The 16,288-nt window shown below is 44.6% G+C and carries 12 protein-coding genes; 4 read left to right on the plus strand and 8 right to left on the minus strand.

Features of this window, described 5'->3' with window-relative positions:
• Nucleotides 1-164: 164 nt before the first annotated feature.
• The 4 genes from D1814_RS06450 to D1814_RS06465 form a co-directional block, all read right to left on the minus strand.
• The gene (locus D1814_RS06450) at nt 165-1,727 is read right to left on the minus strand and encodes a sodium/sugar symporter (RefSeq protein ID WP_118490653.1); all 1,563 of its coding nucleotides are present in this window, start codon (nt 1,725-1,727) and stop codon (nt 165-167) included.
• Between the two features lie 360 nt (nt 1,728-2,087).
• Entirely contained in the window at nt 2,088-3,227 is a 1,140-nt protein-coding gene (gene galK, locus D1814_RS06455) for a galactokinase (RefSeq protein ID WP_118490655.1), read from the minus strand.
• A complete protein-coding gene (locus D1814_RS06460; protein WP_118490657.1) occupies nt 3,220-4,275 on the minus strand; it encodes a UDP-glucose--hexose-1-phosphate uridylyltransferase in 1,056 nt (351 codons plus the stop codon). The genes galK and D1814_RS06460 overlap by 8 nt, the downstream gene beginning before the upstream one ends.
• Nucleotides 4,276-4,466: 191 nt before the next feature.
• Nucleotides 4,467-5,489 (minus strand): aldose epimerase family protein, encoded by a 1,023-nt coding sequence (locus tag D1814_RS06465; protein ID WP_118490659.1) that lies wholly within the window; start codon nt 5,487-5,489, stop codon nt 4,467-4,469.
• A 310-nt stretch (nt 5,490-5,799) separates the two neighbouring features.
• On the opposite strand from D1814_RS06465, the gene D1814_RS06470 reads away from it, so the two are divergent.
• A complete protein-coding gene (locus D1814_RS06470; protein WP_118490661.1) occupies nt 5,800-6,801 on the plus strand; it encodes a LacI family DNA-binding transcriptional regulator in 1,002 nt (333 codons plus the stop codon).
• 413 nt (nt 6,802-7,214) lie between these two features.
• On the opposite strand, the gene D1814_RS06475 is transcribed toward D1814_RS06470, so the two are convergent.
• A complete protein-coding gene (locus D1814_RS06475) occupies nt 7,215-8,078 on the minus strand; it encodes an alpha/beta hydrolase (RefSeq protein ID WP_118490663.1) in 864 nt (287 codons plus the stop codon).
• A 211-nt stretch (nt 8,079-8,289) separates the two neighbouring features.
• On the opposite strand from D1814_RS06475, the gene D1814_RS06480 reads away from it, so the two are divergent.
• Nucleotides 8,290-8,898, plus strand: a complete 609-nt coding sequence (locus tag D1814_RS06480; protein ID WP_118490665.1) for a hypothetical protein — start codon at nt 8,290-8,292, stop codon at nt 8,896-8,898.
• 109 nt (nt 8,899-9,007) lie between these two features.
• Here the strand turns inward: D1814_RS06480 and D1814_RS06485 are convergent, their stop codons facing one another.
• Both D1814_RS06485 and D1814_RS06490 read right to left on the minus strand, forming a co-directional pair.
• A complete protein-coding gene (locus D1814_RS06485; RefSeq protein ID WP_118490667.1) occupies nt 9,008-9,592 on the minus strand; it encodes an HAD family hydrolase in 585 nt (194 codons plus the stop codon).
• 67 nt (nt 9,593-9,659) lie between these two features.
• The gene (locus D1814_RS06490) at nt 9,660-10,997 is read right to left on the minus strand and encodes an MFS transporter (RefSeq protein WP_118490669.1); all 1,338 of its coding nucleotides are present in this window, start codon (nt 10,995-10,997) and stop codon (nt 9,660-9,662) included.
• Between the two features lie 366 nt (nt 10,998-11,363).
• On the opposite strand from D1814_RS06490, the gene uvrA reads away from it, so the two are divergent.
• Nucleotides 11,364-14,195: an excinuclease ABC subunit UvrA gene (gene uvrA / locus D1814_RS06495; protein ID WP_118490671.1), complete on the plus strand. Its 2,832-nt coding sequence runs from the start codon at nt 11,364-11,366 to the stop codon at nt 14,193-14,195.
• 202 nt (nt 14,196-14,397) lie between these two features.
• Nucleotides 14,398-14,565, plus strand: a complete 168-nt coding sequence (locus tag D1814_RS19410; protein ID WP_025256952.1) for a hypothetical protein — start codon at nt 14,398-14,400, stop codon at nt 14,563-14,565.
• Between the two features lie 77 nt (nt 14,566-14,642).
• Here D1814_RS19410 and D1814_RS06500 read toward each other — a convergent pair whose 3' ends face one another.
• On the minus strand, nt 14,643-16,145 hold the full coding sequence (locus D1814_RS06500; RefSeq protein ID WP_118495328.1) for an Hsp70 family protein: 1,503 nt from the start codon (nt 16,143-16,145) through the stop codon (nt 14,643-14,645).
• Nucleotides 16,146-16,288 lie beyond the last annotated feature (143 nt).

Below are 16,288 nucleotides of genomic sequence, written 5' to 3' on the forward strand. Positions count from 1 at the left end.
ATTTTATGTGGAAAATTTGAAATTTTTCGCCTCACGTTTACTTCACTAACTGCAACACATTCTAGAACTTAACAAAATTTATTGTCAGCGTCTTCTGAACTTTCGCGTTGTTTTGAGCAAAGCTTAGTTAGGGCGTTACGATTAAAAACGCCCTCTTATACTTGCTACCACCATGTAATATAAAACGCTGCGGTCAAAATCACTACGGCGATTGACGCTACGTTAAACCAACTTGTGGTTTTGAACTGCACTTCATTCAGGTCAACCGCGTTTTCACTAATGCCTTTCTTCTCTAGCAGAGAAACAACCACAGCTAAAGCAACACAAAGCAGGAATACGAGCCCAACACGGTCGATAAACGGCAGTTCAGGCCAGAACTGTCTAAACACAATGCTTAATAAAAATGAACCTAAGGCGGCTAATAGGCCACCGTTTGCTGTGGTTTTCTTCCAGAACATACCCAAAACGAACAGCGCGCAGATACCTGGTGTAAAGAAACCGGTAAACTCTTGAATGTATTGGAATGCTTGATCGAAATTGCCTAAAAGTGGTTTAGCCACAACCATTGCTATGATAAGCGCTATCAAGCTTACGATCCGCCCTACTTTTACGTAATGTTGCTGCGACTCATTCGGGCGCTTATCTTTATAAAGATCCATAGTAAAGATAGTTGAAACACTGTTTGTCATTGAGGCTAGTGATGAGACAATCGCCGCCACAAGCGCGGCGAAGATAATACCTTTAAGGCCTACAGGCATTAGCGTCATCAAGCTTGGATAAGCTTGGTCAGGCTTAGCTAGGTCAGGCACAATGAGTACCGCAGCTATGCCAGGCAACACCACTATTAACGGCATAAGTAACTTAAGGAATGCCGCAAACGCGATACCTTTTTGGGCTTCTTGCACACTTTTTGCCGCCAACGTACGCTGAATAATGTACTGGTTAAAGCCCCAGTACGACAGGTTCATTATCCACATACCGCCGACCAGTACAGAAATGCCCGGTAAGTCCATATAGTGCGGGTTGTCTTTTGACAAAATCATGTCGAATTTTTCAGGTAGTTTATTGGTTAAATCGACAAAACCCTGAATAACACCGTTTCCATCACTGATTAGGTTTAATGCGGTATACGATAGAAATAACCCGCCAATAACTAACAGCACCACTTGAATAATGTCGGTTAACGCTACCGCCTTCAGGCCGCCGTAAAGTGAGTAGGCTAGCGAGAAAAGACCTAAAAACATCATACCGTAAACCATATCTACACCGGAAATAGTGTTAATAGCCAGAGCACCCAACCACAACACAGCAGTAAGGTTTACGAATACATAAACGCCTAACCAGAATATTGCCATTACTTTGCGCACGCGATGATCATACCGCTGCTCTAAGAATTGAGGCATGGTGTATATTTTGTGTTTTAAAAAGATAGGTAAAAAGAATTTGCCGACAATGAGCAATGTTATGGCGGCCATCCATTCATAAGACGCTATAGCAAGACCTAATTGATAGCCTGAGCCAGACATACCAATAATTTGTTCGGCGGAAATATTGGCGGCAATTAACGATGCGCCAATTGCCCACCATGGCAAGCTTGAGCCTGCTAAAAAATAATCATTTGTGTCTTTTTGATGCCCCTGCTTCTCGCGTGAGACCCACCAGGCAATTGTGACTAGCGCGACGACGTATATCACGAATAATGTGATATCTATTGATGCTAATTTCATAATTTTTCCCAAAGTTTTTATTTTGGGTGCGGCGATTAATATGCAGGGTACACAGGTGAAAAATTGTTTTTATTATTTTATTGGTTTTTGCCACACCAGTGTCGCGTATGAAAACGCGTTTCGCATTTTACGATAAAGCATCCATTGGTCAGAAAACCACCGACACATGCACCGTGTTATTGCGGATAGTATTAGTAACACACTTTGTTGCTTTTTTTTAACAAGAAATGTGTACTTCTGTTAAAAAAAAAGCCGCTACCTATGGAAGCGGCTTAAGGGACACAAACAATTCTAGCGAATAGGATTGTTTAGAAAAGGGAACGTTCTGTACCTAAAATCTTTGTTCCTGCTGATGAATCTTTAGGCAAATGCGCCTTGTGTTGCAGTGCACACGTAGATGTCTGCATGGTAGCCAGTTTCGTCAAAGTATTTGTCTGCGACTACTTGCTTCACAGCATCGACTTTGTCTGTAGGGACAAGCGCTACAACGCAGCCGCCAAAACCTCCGCCCGTCATGCGGACACCTCCAGATTTACCAAGTACTTCACCAATAATCTCAACCAAGTAATCAATTGGGCGTACGGTAATTTCGAAATCGTCACGCATAGAAACGTGAGACTGCGCCATAGCGTCACTTACCGTTTCAATATCACCAGACTTTAACGCCTGACTTGCTGCTAACGTACGCGCGTTTTCAGTAATGATATGCTTCGCACGGCGATAAACCACCTCAGGCATGTGTGCTTTGGCTTCTTCTAGCATCTCCATGGTTGCTTCGCGCAACGATGAAACTCCCAGTAGCGATGCACCTTGCTCGCACTGCTGGCGACGCAAATTATACTCGCTGTCTACCAAACCACGTTTTACATTCGAGTTAATGATTACGATTTGATGCGAATCTGGCAGCGGTGAATGCTCGATGGCTAATGACTGGCAATCAAGCAGCATTGCCATACCTTCGTTGCCCATGGCAGAAATTAACTGATCCATGATTCCGCACGAACAGCCTACGAAAGTGTTTTCTGCTTTTTGACCTAATAGCGCGGCTTGTACACCGTCGAGTGGTAGCTCGTAAAGCGCGCTAAGCGCTTTTAAAATAGCCACTTCAAAAGACGCTGAAGAGCTTAGACCGGCGCCTTGTGGCACGTTACCTGTAACCAACAAGTTTGCCCCGCCAAAATCTGGCAAAGCCTCTTTTAGTACTTTCACTACGCCGCGAACATAGTTTGCCCAACCCTGTTCCTCGTCGTAGTTAATGTCTGATAAGGAGAACTGATTCTGCTGATTTTCGTAGTCCATAGCAGTAACTAGAATCTCATTATCGTCGCGCTTAGTTGCCGCAACCCAAGTACCAAAGTTGATAGCAGCCGGAAAGACGAACCCTTCGTTATAATCGGTGTGCTCACCTATGATGTTCACGCGACCAGGGGCGTGTGCGATTAGCGTTGGCTCGTTGCCGTAATGCGCTTCAAATGTAGAAGAAAGTACTTGGTTATCCATTAGTATTCTCACGTTGCTTGTAGTGCACCGTAGGCAGTGCTTTTAATCTGTCTGCCGCCTGTTCAGGGGTCAAATCTCGTTGTGCTTCGGCCATCATTTCGTATCCAACCATAAACTTGCGAACACTTGCTGAGCGCAATAGCGGCGGGAAGAAATGAGCATGGAGCGTCCACTCAGGGTGGTCTTCATTATCAAATGGCGCACTATGCCAACCCATTGAATATGGGAAAGACGTTTCAAATAAATTGTCGTATTTCGCCGTTATTTCACCAATAATTTTGGCAAGTGAAAACGATTGCGAGTCAGATAGCTTATGCAAAGATTGAACATCAAAACGGGGCAGTAATAGCGTTTCAAATGGCCATGCAGCCCAATATGGAACCACAACCACCCAATCATCGTTTTGGCATACTACGCGCTCTTGCTTAATAACTTCTTGCTCAGCGTAGTCCAACAACATAGGGGCGTTGTTTTCACCAAAGTACTGTTTCAGCTGTACTAGTTTTTTTGCTGGATCTGTAGGGATGTGCTGCTGCGCCCATACCTGACCATGCGGGTGAGGGTTTGAACACCCCATCATTGAGCCTTTGTTTTCAAAAACCTGTACCCAACGATAGCTTTCACCTAGTTCAGCGGTTTGTTCTTTCCACGTATTAACTACATCTACTCGTTCTTCGTCAGTAAGCTCTGGAAGTGTTTTGCTGTGATCAGGTGAAAAGCATATAACGCGACTACAGCCTTGCTCTGTTTCAAATTGGAACAGGCCTTTTTTCTCGCTGGCCTGCTCAGTGTCTTGCTTCAGCGCAGCAAAATCGTTTTGAAAAACGAACGTTCCTTTATAATCCGGGTTTACCTCACCATTCACCCGAGTGTTAGTTGGGCAAAGGTAACAGGTAGGGTCGTAAGACGGCTTTTGTTCGTTATTCGGCTCTTCAGAAGCACCCTGCCAAGGACGCTTAGCACGATGTGGCGATACTAGCACCCACTCGCCCAACAATGGGTTATAACGGCGATGCGGATCATTGGTTGGGTCGAAAGGGGTTCCCATAATCACTCTCTCTGAATAGACTGGTTAAGCTCTAGCATAGCGCTTTCACATAACGCTTTTGCATAACACTTAGGGGTTAAACGTTTACCCTAGCAATAATATAGCAAGCTATGCTGTTTATCAATTAACTAACAAAGAAAATTAATTGTTAAATCAATAACAATTAATTTTCTTTTAATACTTCCGTGAGTTTACTCGGCGCTAAACTTATATCGAATCGTTTCTTCGTAAGTTTCACTCGGCTTTACGAAGCAATTCGGAAACGACGGTTTATTAGGTGCGTCGGGAAAATGCTGGGGTTCTAAACACAGGGCGCCAAGTTGCTCATCTTCTCGCAGGCTCCCCGTATAAAACTGAAGCCCGGGAAGGCTAGTGTATAATTCCATCGTAACGCCAGTATCGGGCGCTTTAACTGTAGCTTGTGGGATACTCGAAGAAGCTGCTTGAAGCACATAGTTGTGGTCGTAGCCACCTACTCGGTCAAACAGCGGATGTGAATTGTCTTGTTCAGCCCTTTCCTTGATTGCACTAAATGAAGTGAAATCAAAGGGTGAATCAGCGACTTCAACTAAATCCCCTGTTGGTAATAACGTGCTATCAGCGTCTGTCACCTTTTTCGCCTCGATATGTAGCAGCGTATTACCCACTTTGTCATCATTGCTTAGCGTAAAATAGGCGTGCTGTGTGAAACTAAGTGGTGTTTCTTGATCTGTCGTTGCTTTGATTACAAGCGTTAACTCATTTTCCTGATTAAGTGTATAGCAAGCCTCGACATTAACATTTCCTGGAAAACCACCCTCGCCGTCTGGACTAGATAAGGTAAATGTTACACTGGCACTCTCGGGAGATTCTTGGGTACTAGCTTGCCACAACTTTTTGTGAAAGCCGACATAGCCCCCATGAAGGTTATGTTCTCCGCCGTTTTTATCTAACGTGTACTGCTGGCCGTTTAAGGTAAATGTGCCATTCCCTATTCTATTAGCGTAGCGCCCTACAATTGCACCGCGATAGCTAGGGTCATCGATATAGCCCTGCAACGTATCAAAGGTTTGAACGCAGCTAATCAATTCGCCCTTCGCATTGGGAAAATAGAGTTCCTTGATAATACCGCCATAGTTGAGCAAGGTGACTGACATGCCGTTATCATTACTTAAAGTAAAAGCATTAACAGCTTTGCCGCTTACTTCACCAAATGTAGATACGTTTATTTTCATAACAATTATTTTACCTTATCGGGAGCTCGTTTAATTAAGCTCGGGCAATTTATCGTGCTCGCCTGCAAAGTTTTAGAATCGGTAGAGCGTTTAGAAATGCTAAAAGGTTATACGTTTTCCATCTTTTTTGACAGGGGTTTGGTGAAGAACTGCGTATGGTAAAACCACTTGATAGTTTTATCTATTGCTTGAGATGTGCCGCCATAGCACAGAAAGTGAGAATTTTACCTTTTTATGTAAATATAATGTACGCTATGCCAATCAGACCCCAAGGTCTTCAATGCATTAAAAAAACAAAGTTAAAGAGAAAATGGCAACAATAAAAGATATAGCCCAAGCCGCTGGCGTTTCGTTAGCCACAGTATCCAGGGTTATCAATAACGGCCCAAAAGTAGGCAACGATACTCGACAACGCGTTAAAAAAATCATGGAAGAAATGGGCTACCGTCCCAACGCAAATGCGCGGGCTCTTGTAACTAAACGCAGTGCCTCATTGGGTGTGGTTATTGCTGAACTCCACGATCCATTTTTCGCAATGTTAGCCCATGGCGTTGAATCCATAACACGCAAAAATAACGTTCAAATACTGTTAAGTGCTGGGTCAATTGAAAAAGAAACAGAGCTGCGGGCTATTGAAACTCTGCTAGAACACCGCGTTGAAGCCATGGTAGTGCACAGCAAAGCCCTTGATGATAAGACGTTGATTGGCTTTGCTAGTCAAGTACCAGGCTTTGTTCTAATTAACCGATACATCCCAGAAATAGCGAACCGCTGTGTATGGCTTGATAACGTGACCGGTGGTCGGCTAATGGCAGAATATGCCATTAATCAAGGGCATAAACATGTGGCGGTAATAAGCAGCCAATACCGTATCGACGATCCGAATCATCGTCTGGAGGGAATTAGAAACGCTATCGATAGCGCAAAGCTAAGCCTACCTGAGAGTATGATTGAGTACGCCACGCCTGATCAAGAAGGGGGCGAACTAGCCATGCAAAACTTGCTAGCCACCGGCGCAAAATTCACCGCAGTATTGGCTTATAACGATGCGATGGCATCCGGTGCAATGACCATGCTGCAGGACCACGGTATTTCCGTTCCCGAACAAGTTTCCGTGATGGGCTACGATGATGTACTGCTAGCCAAATACTGTCGACCTAAATTAACTACTCTGCGTTATCCGGTAGAAATGATGGCAGCAAAGGCCGCTGAACTGGCACTGAAGTACGCCTCGGGAAGTAAACCAGAAGAAGGCTTAACCTTTAAATATACACCCACGGTTGTTAAGCGAGATTCTGTGGTAAGGGTGTAGTCTTCCGTTATCTCATATTTAACGAAAGTAGAAATTGACGAATACCCGCATTCGGCGGGTATTGTTTTTAATCAGTAATAAGTCTGTTTGATGAGTGATTAATCGCAATTCGATGCAATACCGTGCAACTGTATTCTAAAAATTTTATTACACGAAACTATTGACAAAAATACTCGCCTGATCGTTTCACCCTAGACTTTTATCCCCAATCAGAAAAACTGCCTGATCCTGCGCATATTTACGATCAAAAAACATTAAGATCAGCATGGAATGCTCTACAACGCTTGATTTCACTACCATTTCGTGATCCGACCAGAAGGCTGCTGTAAGATCGTGATCTGCCGGTATATATGGCTATTAACAGACTTACCAACAAGGTTTTCCACTATTTATCCACAGAAGATAAAGCTCACTTATTGTGTGAACCTCGCTAAAAATTGTTTGTACTGTTCAATAGCATAGTCACTTTTTAACGTCGCGTTATGTGTAGCCCCAGGAATGACGGAGATGTATTTCTCACTGCTAGACGCATCTTCTAGCAACTGTTGACTGATTGGATAAGGGGTTATCTTGTCTTGCTCACCTACCAACAACCACAGCGGGCCCTCATAGTGACGAAGAATAGGCGCAATCTGCATACTGTGGACCTCGTCGTGAAGCTTCATATTGGTAAATGAATTAGAGAACCCTGGTACCATATTAGCAATCAAATCAGATATGTTGTTAAAAGCCCCGTCTAGGACCAGTGCATCAATGTTTCGATTGGCAGCGACATAACTTGCAAAATAACTGCCTATACCGCGCCCATGCACTATGGTGGGAAGCGAGGCATCAAAAGCATTTTCAACATAATCGAACTGAGTTAACGCGTCTTGTTTTATAGCGTTTATACTCAAGTTTTCTGCCTTATCGCTGGCCCCTACTCCCTGATAATCGAGCCATAAAATGTTAGCTGGCAGTTTTCCTAGTCTGTGGATAATACTGTTATTCTCGCTTACCGGCATACGATTATCTGCGAAGAAAACAATATTAACGATAGGTTCAGGGTATGCAACGGCAACACCTCTAAGGGTTAATCCAGCTTCATTTTTAACTTCAACACGAGTAATACCTGCTGAGGTTTTATCTTTCTGAATAGCAGCGTGCAACTTTGTGGTATCCAGAGGTTTTTGTTGCGTATCTTGATAAAAGAACGCTGAAGGAGATACGTTAATTGCACACCCCAATAGTGAAACACTGGCAACTACACTGATTACTGCGTTTTTAAAGGTCATCATTTAAGAACTGTCCGTGTTGATTGGTAATAGGAGAATTTATATTTAACCTATGAGTGCTTGAAGGTCACATTGCTGAACAAACTTTGCGCTTTGCTATGCTAAACCAGCTGTAACAGTTTGCAACAGTTGTTAAGTTTCTTCACGCTACAAACTTTCTTATACTTGAGTCTATATTACTGACATAAGCTATCCATAAGAAAAAATTAAAATAATGAAAAATAAAACATTTTTCTCATCCCCTATTGCGCCATTAGCACGAGTCTGTCTTGCCTGCTGCGCTCTGCCTTTACTCGTTGCTTGTGAGTCTACTCCGCCCGAATTCGATTCGTCACTAATACCCGAGTCGCAAAAGGCCGATTACCGACTGACAATGTCTAAAGCAAAGGCTTGCCCGGTAAACTTGGCGGAGCTTGTCGATACTCGGTCTAGTAAAGATTTATTAGTAGGCAGCAGTAACGTCACCGAAGATGCGCTTTATACGATGCTACAGCAAAGCTTGGAGACCATGAATGTAAGCCCGAACATTGATGCAAGTAATAGCGTGAAAGTTGTGCTTAACCGCGCTTTTGTAAAAAGCTTAGGAAGTAATTTGGTTGCTACCGTTGTTCTTAACGTAAGCTACAAGCCCGCCTATGCAGAAGAGTATTCGCCCATTACTGTTTTTAAAGGCAGAAGCATGAACGTGAATACGGGTGAAAAGCAAAGCAATCAAATTGCCATTGATGCGATGAAAACTGCCATTGATGATGCTACCAAACGTATAAAGTCATCACTTTTGCATAACTGTGGCGATGCGCTTAACGAACTAGAGGCAGTTTAAAATATTGCGGCAATAACCAAAGGCCATCTTACTTTTAAGAATGTTGTTTCCGAGAATATTTTTTAAGTGGCTATAAAGCGGTAAATACTTAGACTTACTCGCAAAGCTTTTAGTAGATAAGCCGCGTGTTATCGACCATAAAGCACGTCATACCACCATCGACGGCGGCTTTTCTGCCCATTTCGGTATCTTCAAATACCACACAATGCTGTGGAGCAACGCCCATTAATTCCGCGGCACGTACAAAGGTTTCAGGATGTGGTTTACCTTTAGTCACATCATCTGCGGTTACCAGCGCCGACAGTTGATCCAGTAATCCATGCTCACTTAACACCCATCTTGCATGTTGCCTTTCTGAGCCCGTCCCTACAGCGATGGGCATACTTCCCTTGTAATGATTGAACACATCTAGCGTGTCCTGAATTAGCTTTGGCACATGCTCAAGCCCTTCGAAGGCTTGTTTTTTATACAGAGCCACTTCTGCTGGATCATGACTTTTATCATACTTGGCATTCATAAGATGTACGGTTTCGAAGGTAGGAACCCCACCTAGACTATATTGATAATCTCGGTCGAAGGGATAACCAAACGCGTTGCAGGTAATCTGCCAAGCATCAATATGCGCGCCCATTGAATCAACCAAAGTGCCATCCATGTCAAAAATAATGGCTTTATAACGGCTTAGGTCAATCATGGTGCTCAAGTCCTTTTTAAAAATTGGATAGTGTTAACCTATCTTGGTATTTAACGTACGGCCCTTTTTACGCTGACAGTACGTCTCGCGCTTTTACCGCGTCAAAGTCACGGTCAACCTTAAGATATACCGCATTATTTTGACCGTTTAAAGTGACTTCCAGCACGCCTGGTACTAGCATTAATTCTGATTCGATTGTGGAAGCTTTTGAGTTATCAAACTCTGCGTTCATCATCACGCGTTTGACCCGGCTCACTTCCTTCACACCAAAAATAATGAAGAGCCATAGCAGGGTGCTAGCCGCGCCAATACCGTAAGCTAATTCTTGCGACCAAATATCGGTAACGAAACCTGAAATTACACCACCTAGAAACGCACCGAAAAACTGAAAACTGGCGTAAAGCCCCATGGCCGTTCCTTTTTGACCAGCAGGAGCAATACTTGATACCAAAGCAGGGAAATTCGCTTCTAAATAATTGAAGCCAGTGAAGAACAGCACGACTGCAGCGGTGACCCACCACCAGCTTTGGTCTTCTAAGCTAAGCGCTAAAAAAGCGCCGCCCATCAGCACAACACCTGTTACAAGCAGTGATTTTGGGGTGCGGCCTCTTGCTGCTCCCATCATAATGATGAGACCAACTATTGACGCACCAAGTACAGGTAAGTAAACCGTCCAGTGACTGTCTAACGTCATATCAAAATTCAAAAGCGTAACGGGCAGTTGAACAAACAATAGCGTAATTAACATGTGCAGAATCATTACGCTGACATTTAAACGCCATAACTGAGAAGAAAAAACCAAGCGCTTTAGCTGGTCTTTTTGCGGAAGTGTATCGCCACTACTGAGTTGTACACCATTTGGCACTACCCATTTAACCAACGGCATGCACAGAATGGCTAAAATGCCAGTAATTCCAAACACACCAGCCAGGCCATAACTATTAGCAATAAGAGGCCCTAGAATAACGGCTAAGTAGAAAGAGAAACCAATGGCGATGCCTATAATCGCTAACACTTTAGCCCGCTGACTTTCTCGACTAACATCGGTAGCAAGTGCCATTATCGCACCTGCAATCGCGCCTGCTCCTTGAAGGATACGCCCAACAATCATCATAACCATGCTGTCGGCATTAGCCGCGACAAAACTGCCAAATGCAAACACGGCTAGCCCTAGCAAAATAACAGGCTTACGTCCCCATTTGTCAGACATCATACCCATGGGAATTTGCAGCGCAGCTTGAGTCAGACCATATCCACCCACAGCGAGTCCCACCAGTAAAGGCGAGTAATCTGGGTAGTCCATAGCGGCCACGGCCAATACGGGCATAACCATGAACAACCCCATCATGCGTAATACGTAAACGGAGGCGAGTGCAAGCGCGGCGCGTAATTCCAAAGCGTTCAAAGCGTCTGTTTCCCTCAATAAATATAATCAAAAAACGTGAAAGCGCGCAGAGAACACCAGTTTCTGCTGCATTAAAAATAAGGTCGCGAAGTGTAGCATAAATTGCATTTATGCCCACTTACCTTAAATTCGATTAATGCAATTGGCATTTTCTTCAACTCGCGAGGTTGATTTAGCCCATTCGCCTTCATAGGGGTTTAAAAGTGGGGATAAAATCACCACTTTACAATACAGTGTCGTTAGATCTAATCGTAAGCTTACGCGTTAAGGTGATCTGCTTACTCCACTCACAGTATAACTTGAATGTCATATCACTTTACTTGACACCTATGGCATACTGATTCTTTTTCTCTCATTTAGGCTTCAATGGATAAAATCGAAATTCGCGGTGCTCGCACCCATAACTTGAAAAACATCGATTTAACACTGCCACGAGACAAACTGGTGGTGATAACCGGCCTTTCTGGCTCGGGTAAATCGTCTCTTGCATTTGACACGCTATATGCAGAAGGTCAGCGTCGTTACGTTGAATCTTTGTCTGCGTATGCCCGTCAGTTTCTATCTATGATGGAAAAACCGGATGTTGATCATATTGAGGGTTTATCACCAGCAATATCCATTGAACAGAAATCAACATCTCATAACCCGCGCTCCACTGTGGGTACAATCACAGAGATTTACGACTACCTACGTTTGATGTTTGCCCGCGTAGGCACACCACGTTGCCCTGAGCACGATGTGCCACTGGATGCACAAACGGTTAGTCAAATGGTAGACAGAGTGTTAGCTATGCCAGAAGGCAGTAAGCTGATGCTGCTTGCGCCCATTGTTAAAGAGCGTAAAGGTGAGCACGTTAAGACGCTGCAGAACCTTTCAGCACAAGGCTTTATACGCGCTCGTATTGATGGTGAGGTTTGTGATTTGTCCGATCCGCCGCCACTGGATTTGCATAAGAAGCACACCATTGAAGTTGTGGTCGACCGCTTTAAAGTGCGTGACGACATGGCACTGCGTTTATCAGAATCATTTGAGACAGCCCTCAACCTTGCTGGCGGCAACGCGGTGGTGGCTGATATGGACGACAAAGACGCAGAAGAAATTGTGTTTTCTGCTAACTTCGCCTGTTCACACTGCGGTTACAGCATTAGCGAACTAGAACCGCGCTTGTTTTCTTTTAACAATCCAGCAGGTGCCTGCCCCACCTGTGACGGGCTAGGTACAAGACAGTTCTTTGATCCGGCACGCGTGGTCGGTAATACCGAATTAAGTCTTTCTGGCGGCGCGATTCGCGGCTGGGATAAGCGTAGCTACTACTATTTCCAGATGCTGCAGGCGGTAGCAGACCATTATAAGTTTAGCCTTACCGTGCCATTTGAAGAACTTGATAAAAAGCACCAGGACATCGTGCTTTACGGGTCTAAAGGCAAGTCGCTGTCGTTTAAATATATCAACGAACGTGGCGATGTCATGGAGCGTAAGCATCCATTTGAAGGCATTATCCCTAATATGGAGCGCCGCTATCGCGAAACCGAGTCAAACTCGGTACGCGATGAGCTCGCTAAATATTTAAGTCAGCAACATTGTAGCAGTTGTAACGGCACGCGCTTGCGGGTTGAAGCGCGCAATGTGTTTATTCAAGATACCAATCTGCCAGCCATTGCCGAGATGTCGATTGCAGATGCGTTTGGCTTTTTTGAGTCACTGAACCTGGAAGGTCAGCGAGCGCAAATAGCTGAGAAGATTTTAAAAGAAATTATGGACCGCTTGAGCTTTTTGGTAAACGTGGGCCTTAATTATCTTTCTATGTCGCGCAGCGCCGACACTCTTTCGGGCGGTGAAGCTCAACGTATCCGTCTGGCAAGCCAAATTGGCGCGGGCCTTGTTGGTGTGATGTACGTACTCGATGAACCATCTATTGGTCTTCACCAACGAGATAATGAGCGATTACTCGGTACACTTACGCGCTTGCGGGACCTAGGTAACACAGTATTAGTTGTTGAGCACGATGAAGATGCGATTCGCGAAGCTGACTACATCGTGGATATTGGCCCGGGCGCGGGTGTACACGGCGGTGAAATAATTGCCGAGGGCTCACTGGAAGACATTAAAAACAGTGAGGACTCACTTACCGGAAAATACTTATCTGGTAGAGAGAAGATTGAAATCCCTGCAACACGCACTCCGGTGAAAGACGACAAGTGGCTAGAGCTTTTAGGCGCTACTGGTAACAATTTGCAATCCGTAGATTTACGTATTCCTACGGGTGTGATGACCTGTGTAACCGGTGTATCTGGCTCGGGTAAATCAACGCTGATTAATGACACCTTCTACAAAATTGCTCAGCGCGAGCTGAACAAGGCGACCACTTCTGAACCGGCGCCGCATAAGTCGATGACGGGGTTGGATGAACTCGACAAAGTGGTCGATATTGACCAAAGCCCTATCGGCAGAACACCGCGCTCTAACCCGGCGACTTACGCTGGTATTTTCACACCTATTCGTGAAATGTTTGCCGGAACACAAGAGTCGCGTTCACGAGGTTACAAGCCTGGCCGCTTTAGCTTTAACGTTAAAGGCGGTCGTTGTGAGGCGTGTCAGGGTGACGGCGTGATTAAAGTGGAAATGCACTTTTTGCCAGACGTTTACGTGCCATGTGATGTATGCCAGGGCAAACGCTATAACCGTGAAACCCTAGAGATAAAGTACAAAGATAAAAACATTCACGAAGTATTAGAAATGACGGTGGAAGATGCCCGTCAGTTCTTCGATGCTATTCCGGCTATTTCACGTAAATTGCAGACCCTCATGGACGTAGGCTTGTCATACATTCGACTAGGCCAAGCTGCTACCACGTTATCTGGCGGTGAAGCGCAGCGCGTGAAATTGGCGAAAGAGTTATCAAAAAGAGACACTGGGCAGACACTTTATATCTTGGATGAGCCGACTACAGGTTTGCACTTCCACGATATTAAGCAGTTGTTAGCCGTCCTTCACAGACTGCGCGATCATGGTAATACCGTTGTGGTTATTGAGCATAACCTAGATGTAATTAAAACCGCAGATTGGATTGTCGACCTTGGACCGGAGGGCGGATCTGGAGGTGGCCAGATTATTGCAGAAGGAACTCCTGAGCATGTGGCACAACAAGAAGTTTCACATACTGGACGTTTTCTGAAACCCATGCTCACACAAGCTTGAGCCGGTGATGATGTAAATTCCTAGGCGTCAAGCGCACGACTTCTTCTTACTAACTGCTGTGTAATTTACACGGCAGCTTGTAAAAAGTGCGCGTTGACGTTTATTTACTTGTTTTTTACGCTGGTCAGAGCTTGTTTTGGCAAATCATACGTTACGATGATTTATGTGAATTTTGCAGTAAGAATTGCTGGAGCGAAACCCAATGACTCAAACGCCACCACTAGCCTTAGTTAAGACTTGGTACCACTTACTTTCATCATCTGAAGATAATGATGTGAAAGCGCGCGCACAAGAAATGCTGTTAAATGCTTTCGAGTCGCCAGAGGCTATCGCAGTTTATTTGAAAGAACACAATATTCTTAAGCACTAATTAAAAAAGCCTTAGCGTAGTCTATGTTACTGCGCTAAGGCTTAGTGTTTTTCACACCTGAAATAAATTAGAAAAGATTAAGCGTGCTTAGCTGCTTGAATCGCTAGTCCTTCGCACACCGAGTTGAATGCGTCGTTTTCTAACCGAGGCAACCCCGTAAGTAGTTTTTCATAGAGTGCATCAACCACGATAGGCGATAAACTCATCCCCCCGGTTATCATCACCACTTCTGGTTTTTCACTGCTGTTTTCCAAACATTCCACGACTAACGCTTTCACTTTATCTAGCCAAGGTTTTAACGCCTTTTTAAGTGAGTCTTGTGAAATCTCTACGTCAAAGTCATCTTCAATGTAATGCAGCGGCAGCGTAATGTTTTGCTTGCTCGACAGTAGTTCTTTGGCCAATCGCGCTGAATTTACAACTCGAGCAGACAACTTGTTTTCTTGCACAATAAGCAGACGTTCTAACTGGGCGGGCTCTTTAATTACCGACATGGTTTGTGAAATATCTAAGCCGTAATCATCAGAGAAAAAGCGAGTAAGCGCTGGAATGTTATCAACTGCGCACATGTCTGAAAAATAGGTAGGCGGAACAGGAAGCCCGTTAATCATTTTAAGGCCCATACCCATTTCTGGCGCTATGCCTTTAAGAACTAAGCTTTTATCACAGTCCATGCCGCCTAAACGTCTGCCTGTAACCGCTAGCACATCATCTTTGCGGTCAAGCTGGTTGGAACGCTCAGGAGAAAGCTTAATACAGCAAATATCCGTGGTTCCCCCACCAATATCAACAATTAGCGTGGTAGTGTCTTTTGGCAAGGTTTGCTCAATTTTGTACGCCGCGGCAATAGGTTCATCTAAGAAATTAACCCCTGTAAAGCCTGCGTTCGTCGCCGCTTCAGTCATAATTTGAATGGCTTGAGCATTGCCTTCTTCACCGCGGGTACCATGGAACTTAACAGGGCGGCCGACAACCGCATTGTTTACCACCTTGCCTAGCTGTTGTTCGGCACACTGTTTAAAGTACGCTAATTGCTTAGCTATGATACCAATGAACGCCTGTTTTTGGTCGCCGTCTAGTGATGCGCCTAAAAAGTTCTTAGGCGAATAGATAAGTCGGCCTTTGTCAGGCATTTTAAGGAAGCGTCTAAACCCTTCTTCACCAAACGCAAACTTGCCGTGCTCTACTAAGCGTAGCAAAGGAATTTCATCTAGCGACATAGCGTGCATTAACTGCTGAATTGCTTTTCTCTGAAGGGCTGGTTTGTTATGCAGATCACCACGCAACGAGTCGATTCGGCTGCTATACATCGCCTGCTCTTTCGGGTCTTTCGCCGAGTAATAGCCGTCTTTAGCTTTGTCTATTTGTTCGCTGATTACTCGCTGTAACTGCGCAACTTTCGCTTCCACCATAGCATCAGGAGGCGGCGGCAGTTCATCTTCAAAGTAGATGAACACCGAGGAACGAATTTTATTGCCCTTCTTATCTAGCGGGTCAAGTTTGATGTGCTGATGGGCCGTTCCATCAAAATACACAACCTCAGAATTTGATGTACCGTAGTCAATCCCAATCGCAGTCATAGTATGTTCGCTCAAAAAGTTAGAAGCGGATTGTAATGCAAAAGAACCTAACGGCACACCCCCTGAAAGCTAATCAAAACACAACGATTTGCCTTAAACACAATCGCTTACACAAGGGCTTACTGAAAACTCCTGCCCATAAT

The organism is Alteromonas sp. BL110 (assembly GCF_003443615.1).
GTDB lineage: Bacteria > Pseudomonadota > Gammaproteobacteria > Enterobacterales > Alteromonadaceae > Alteromonas.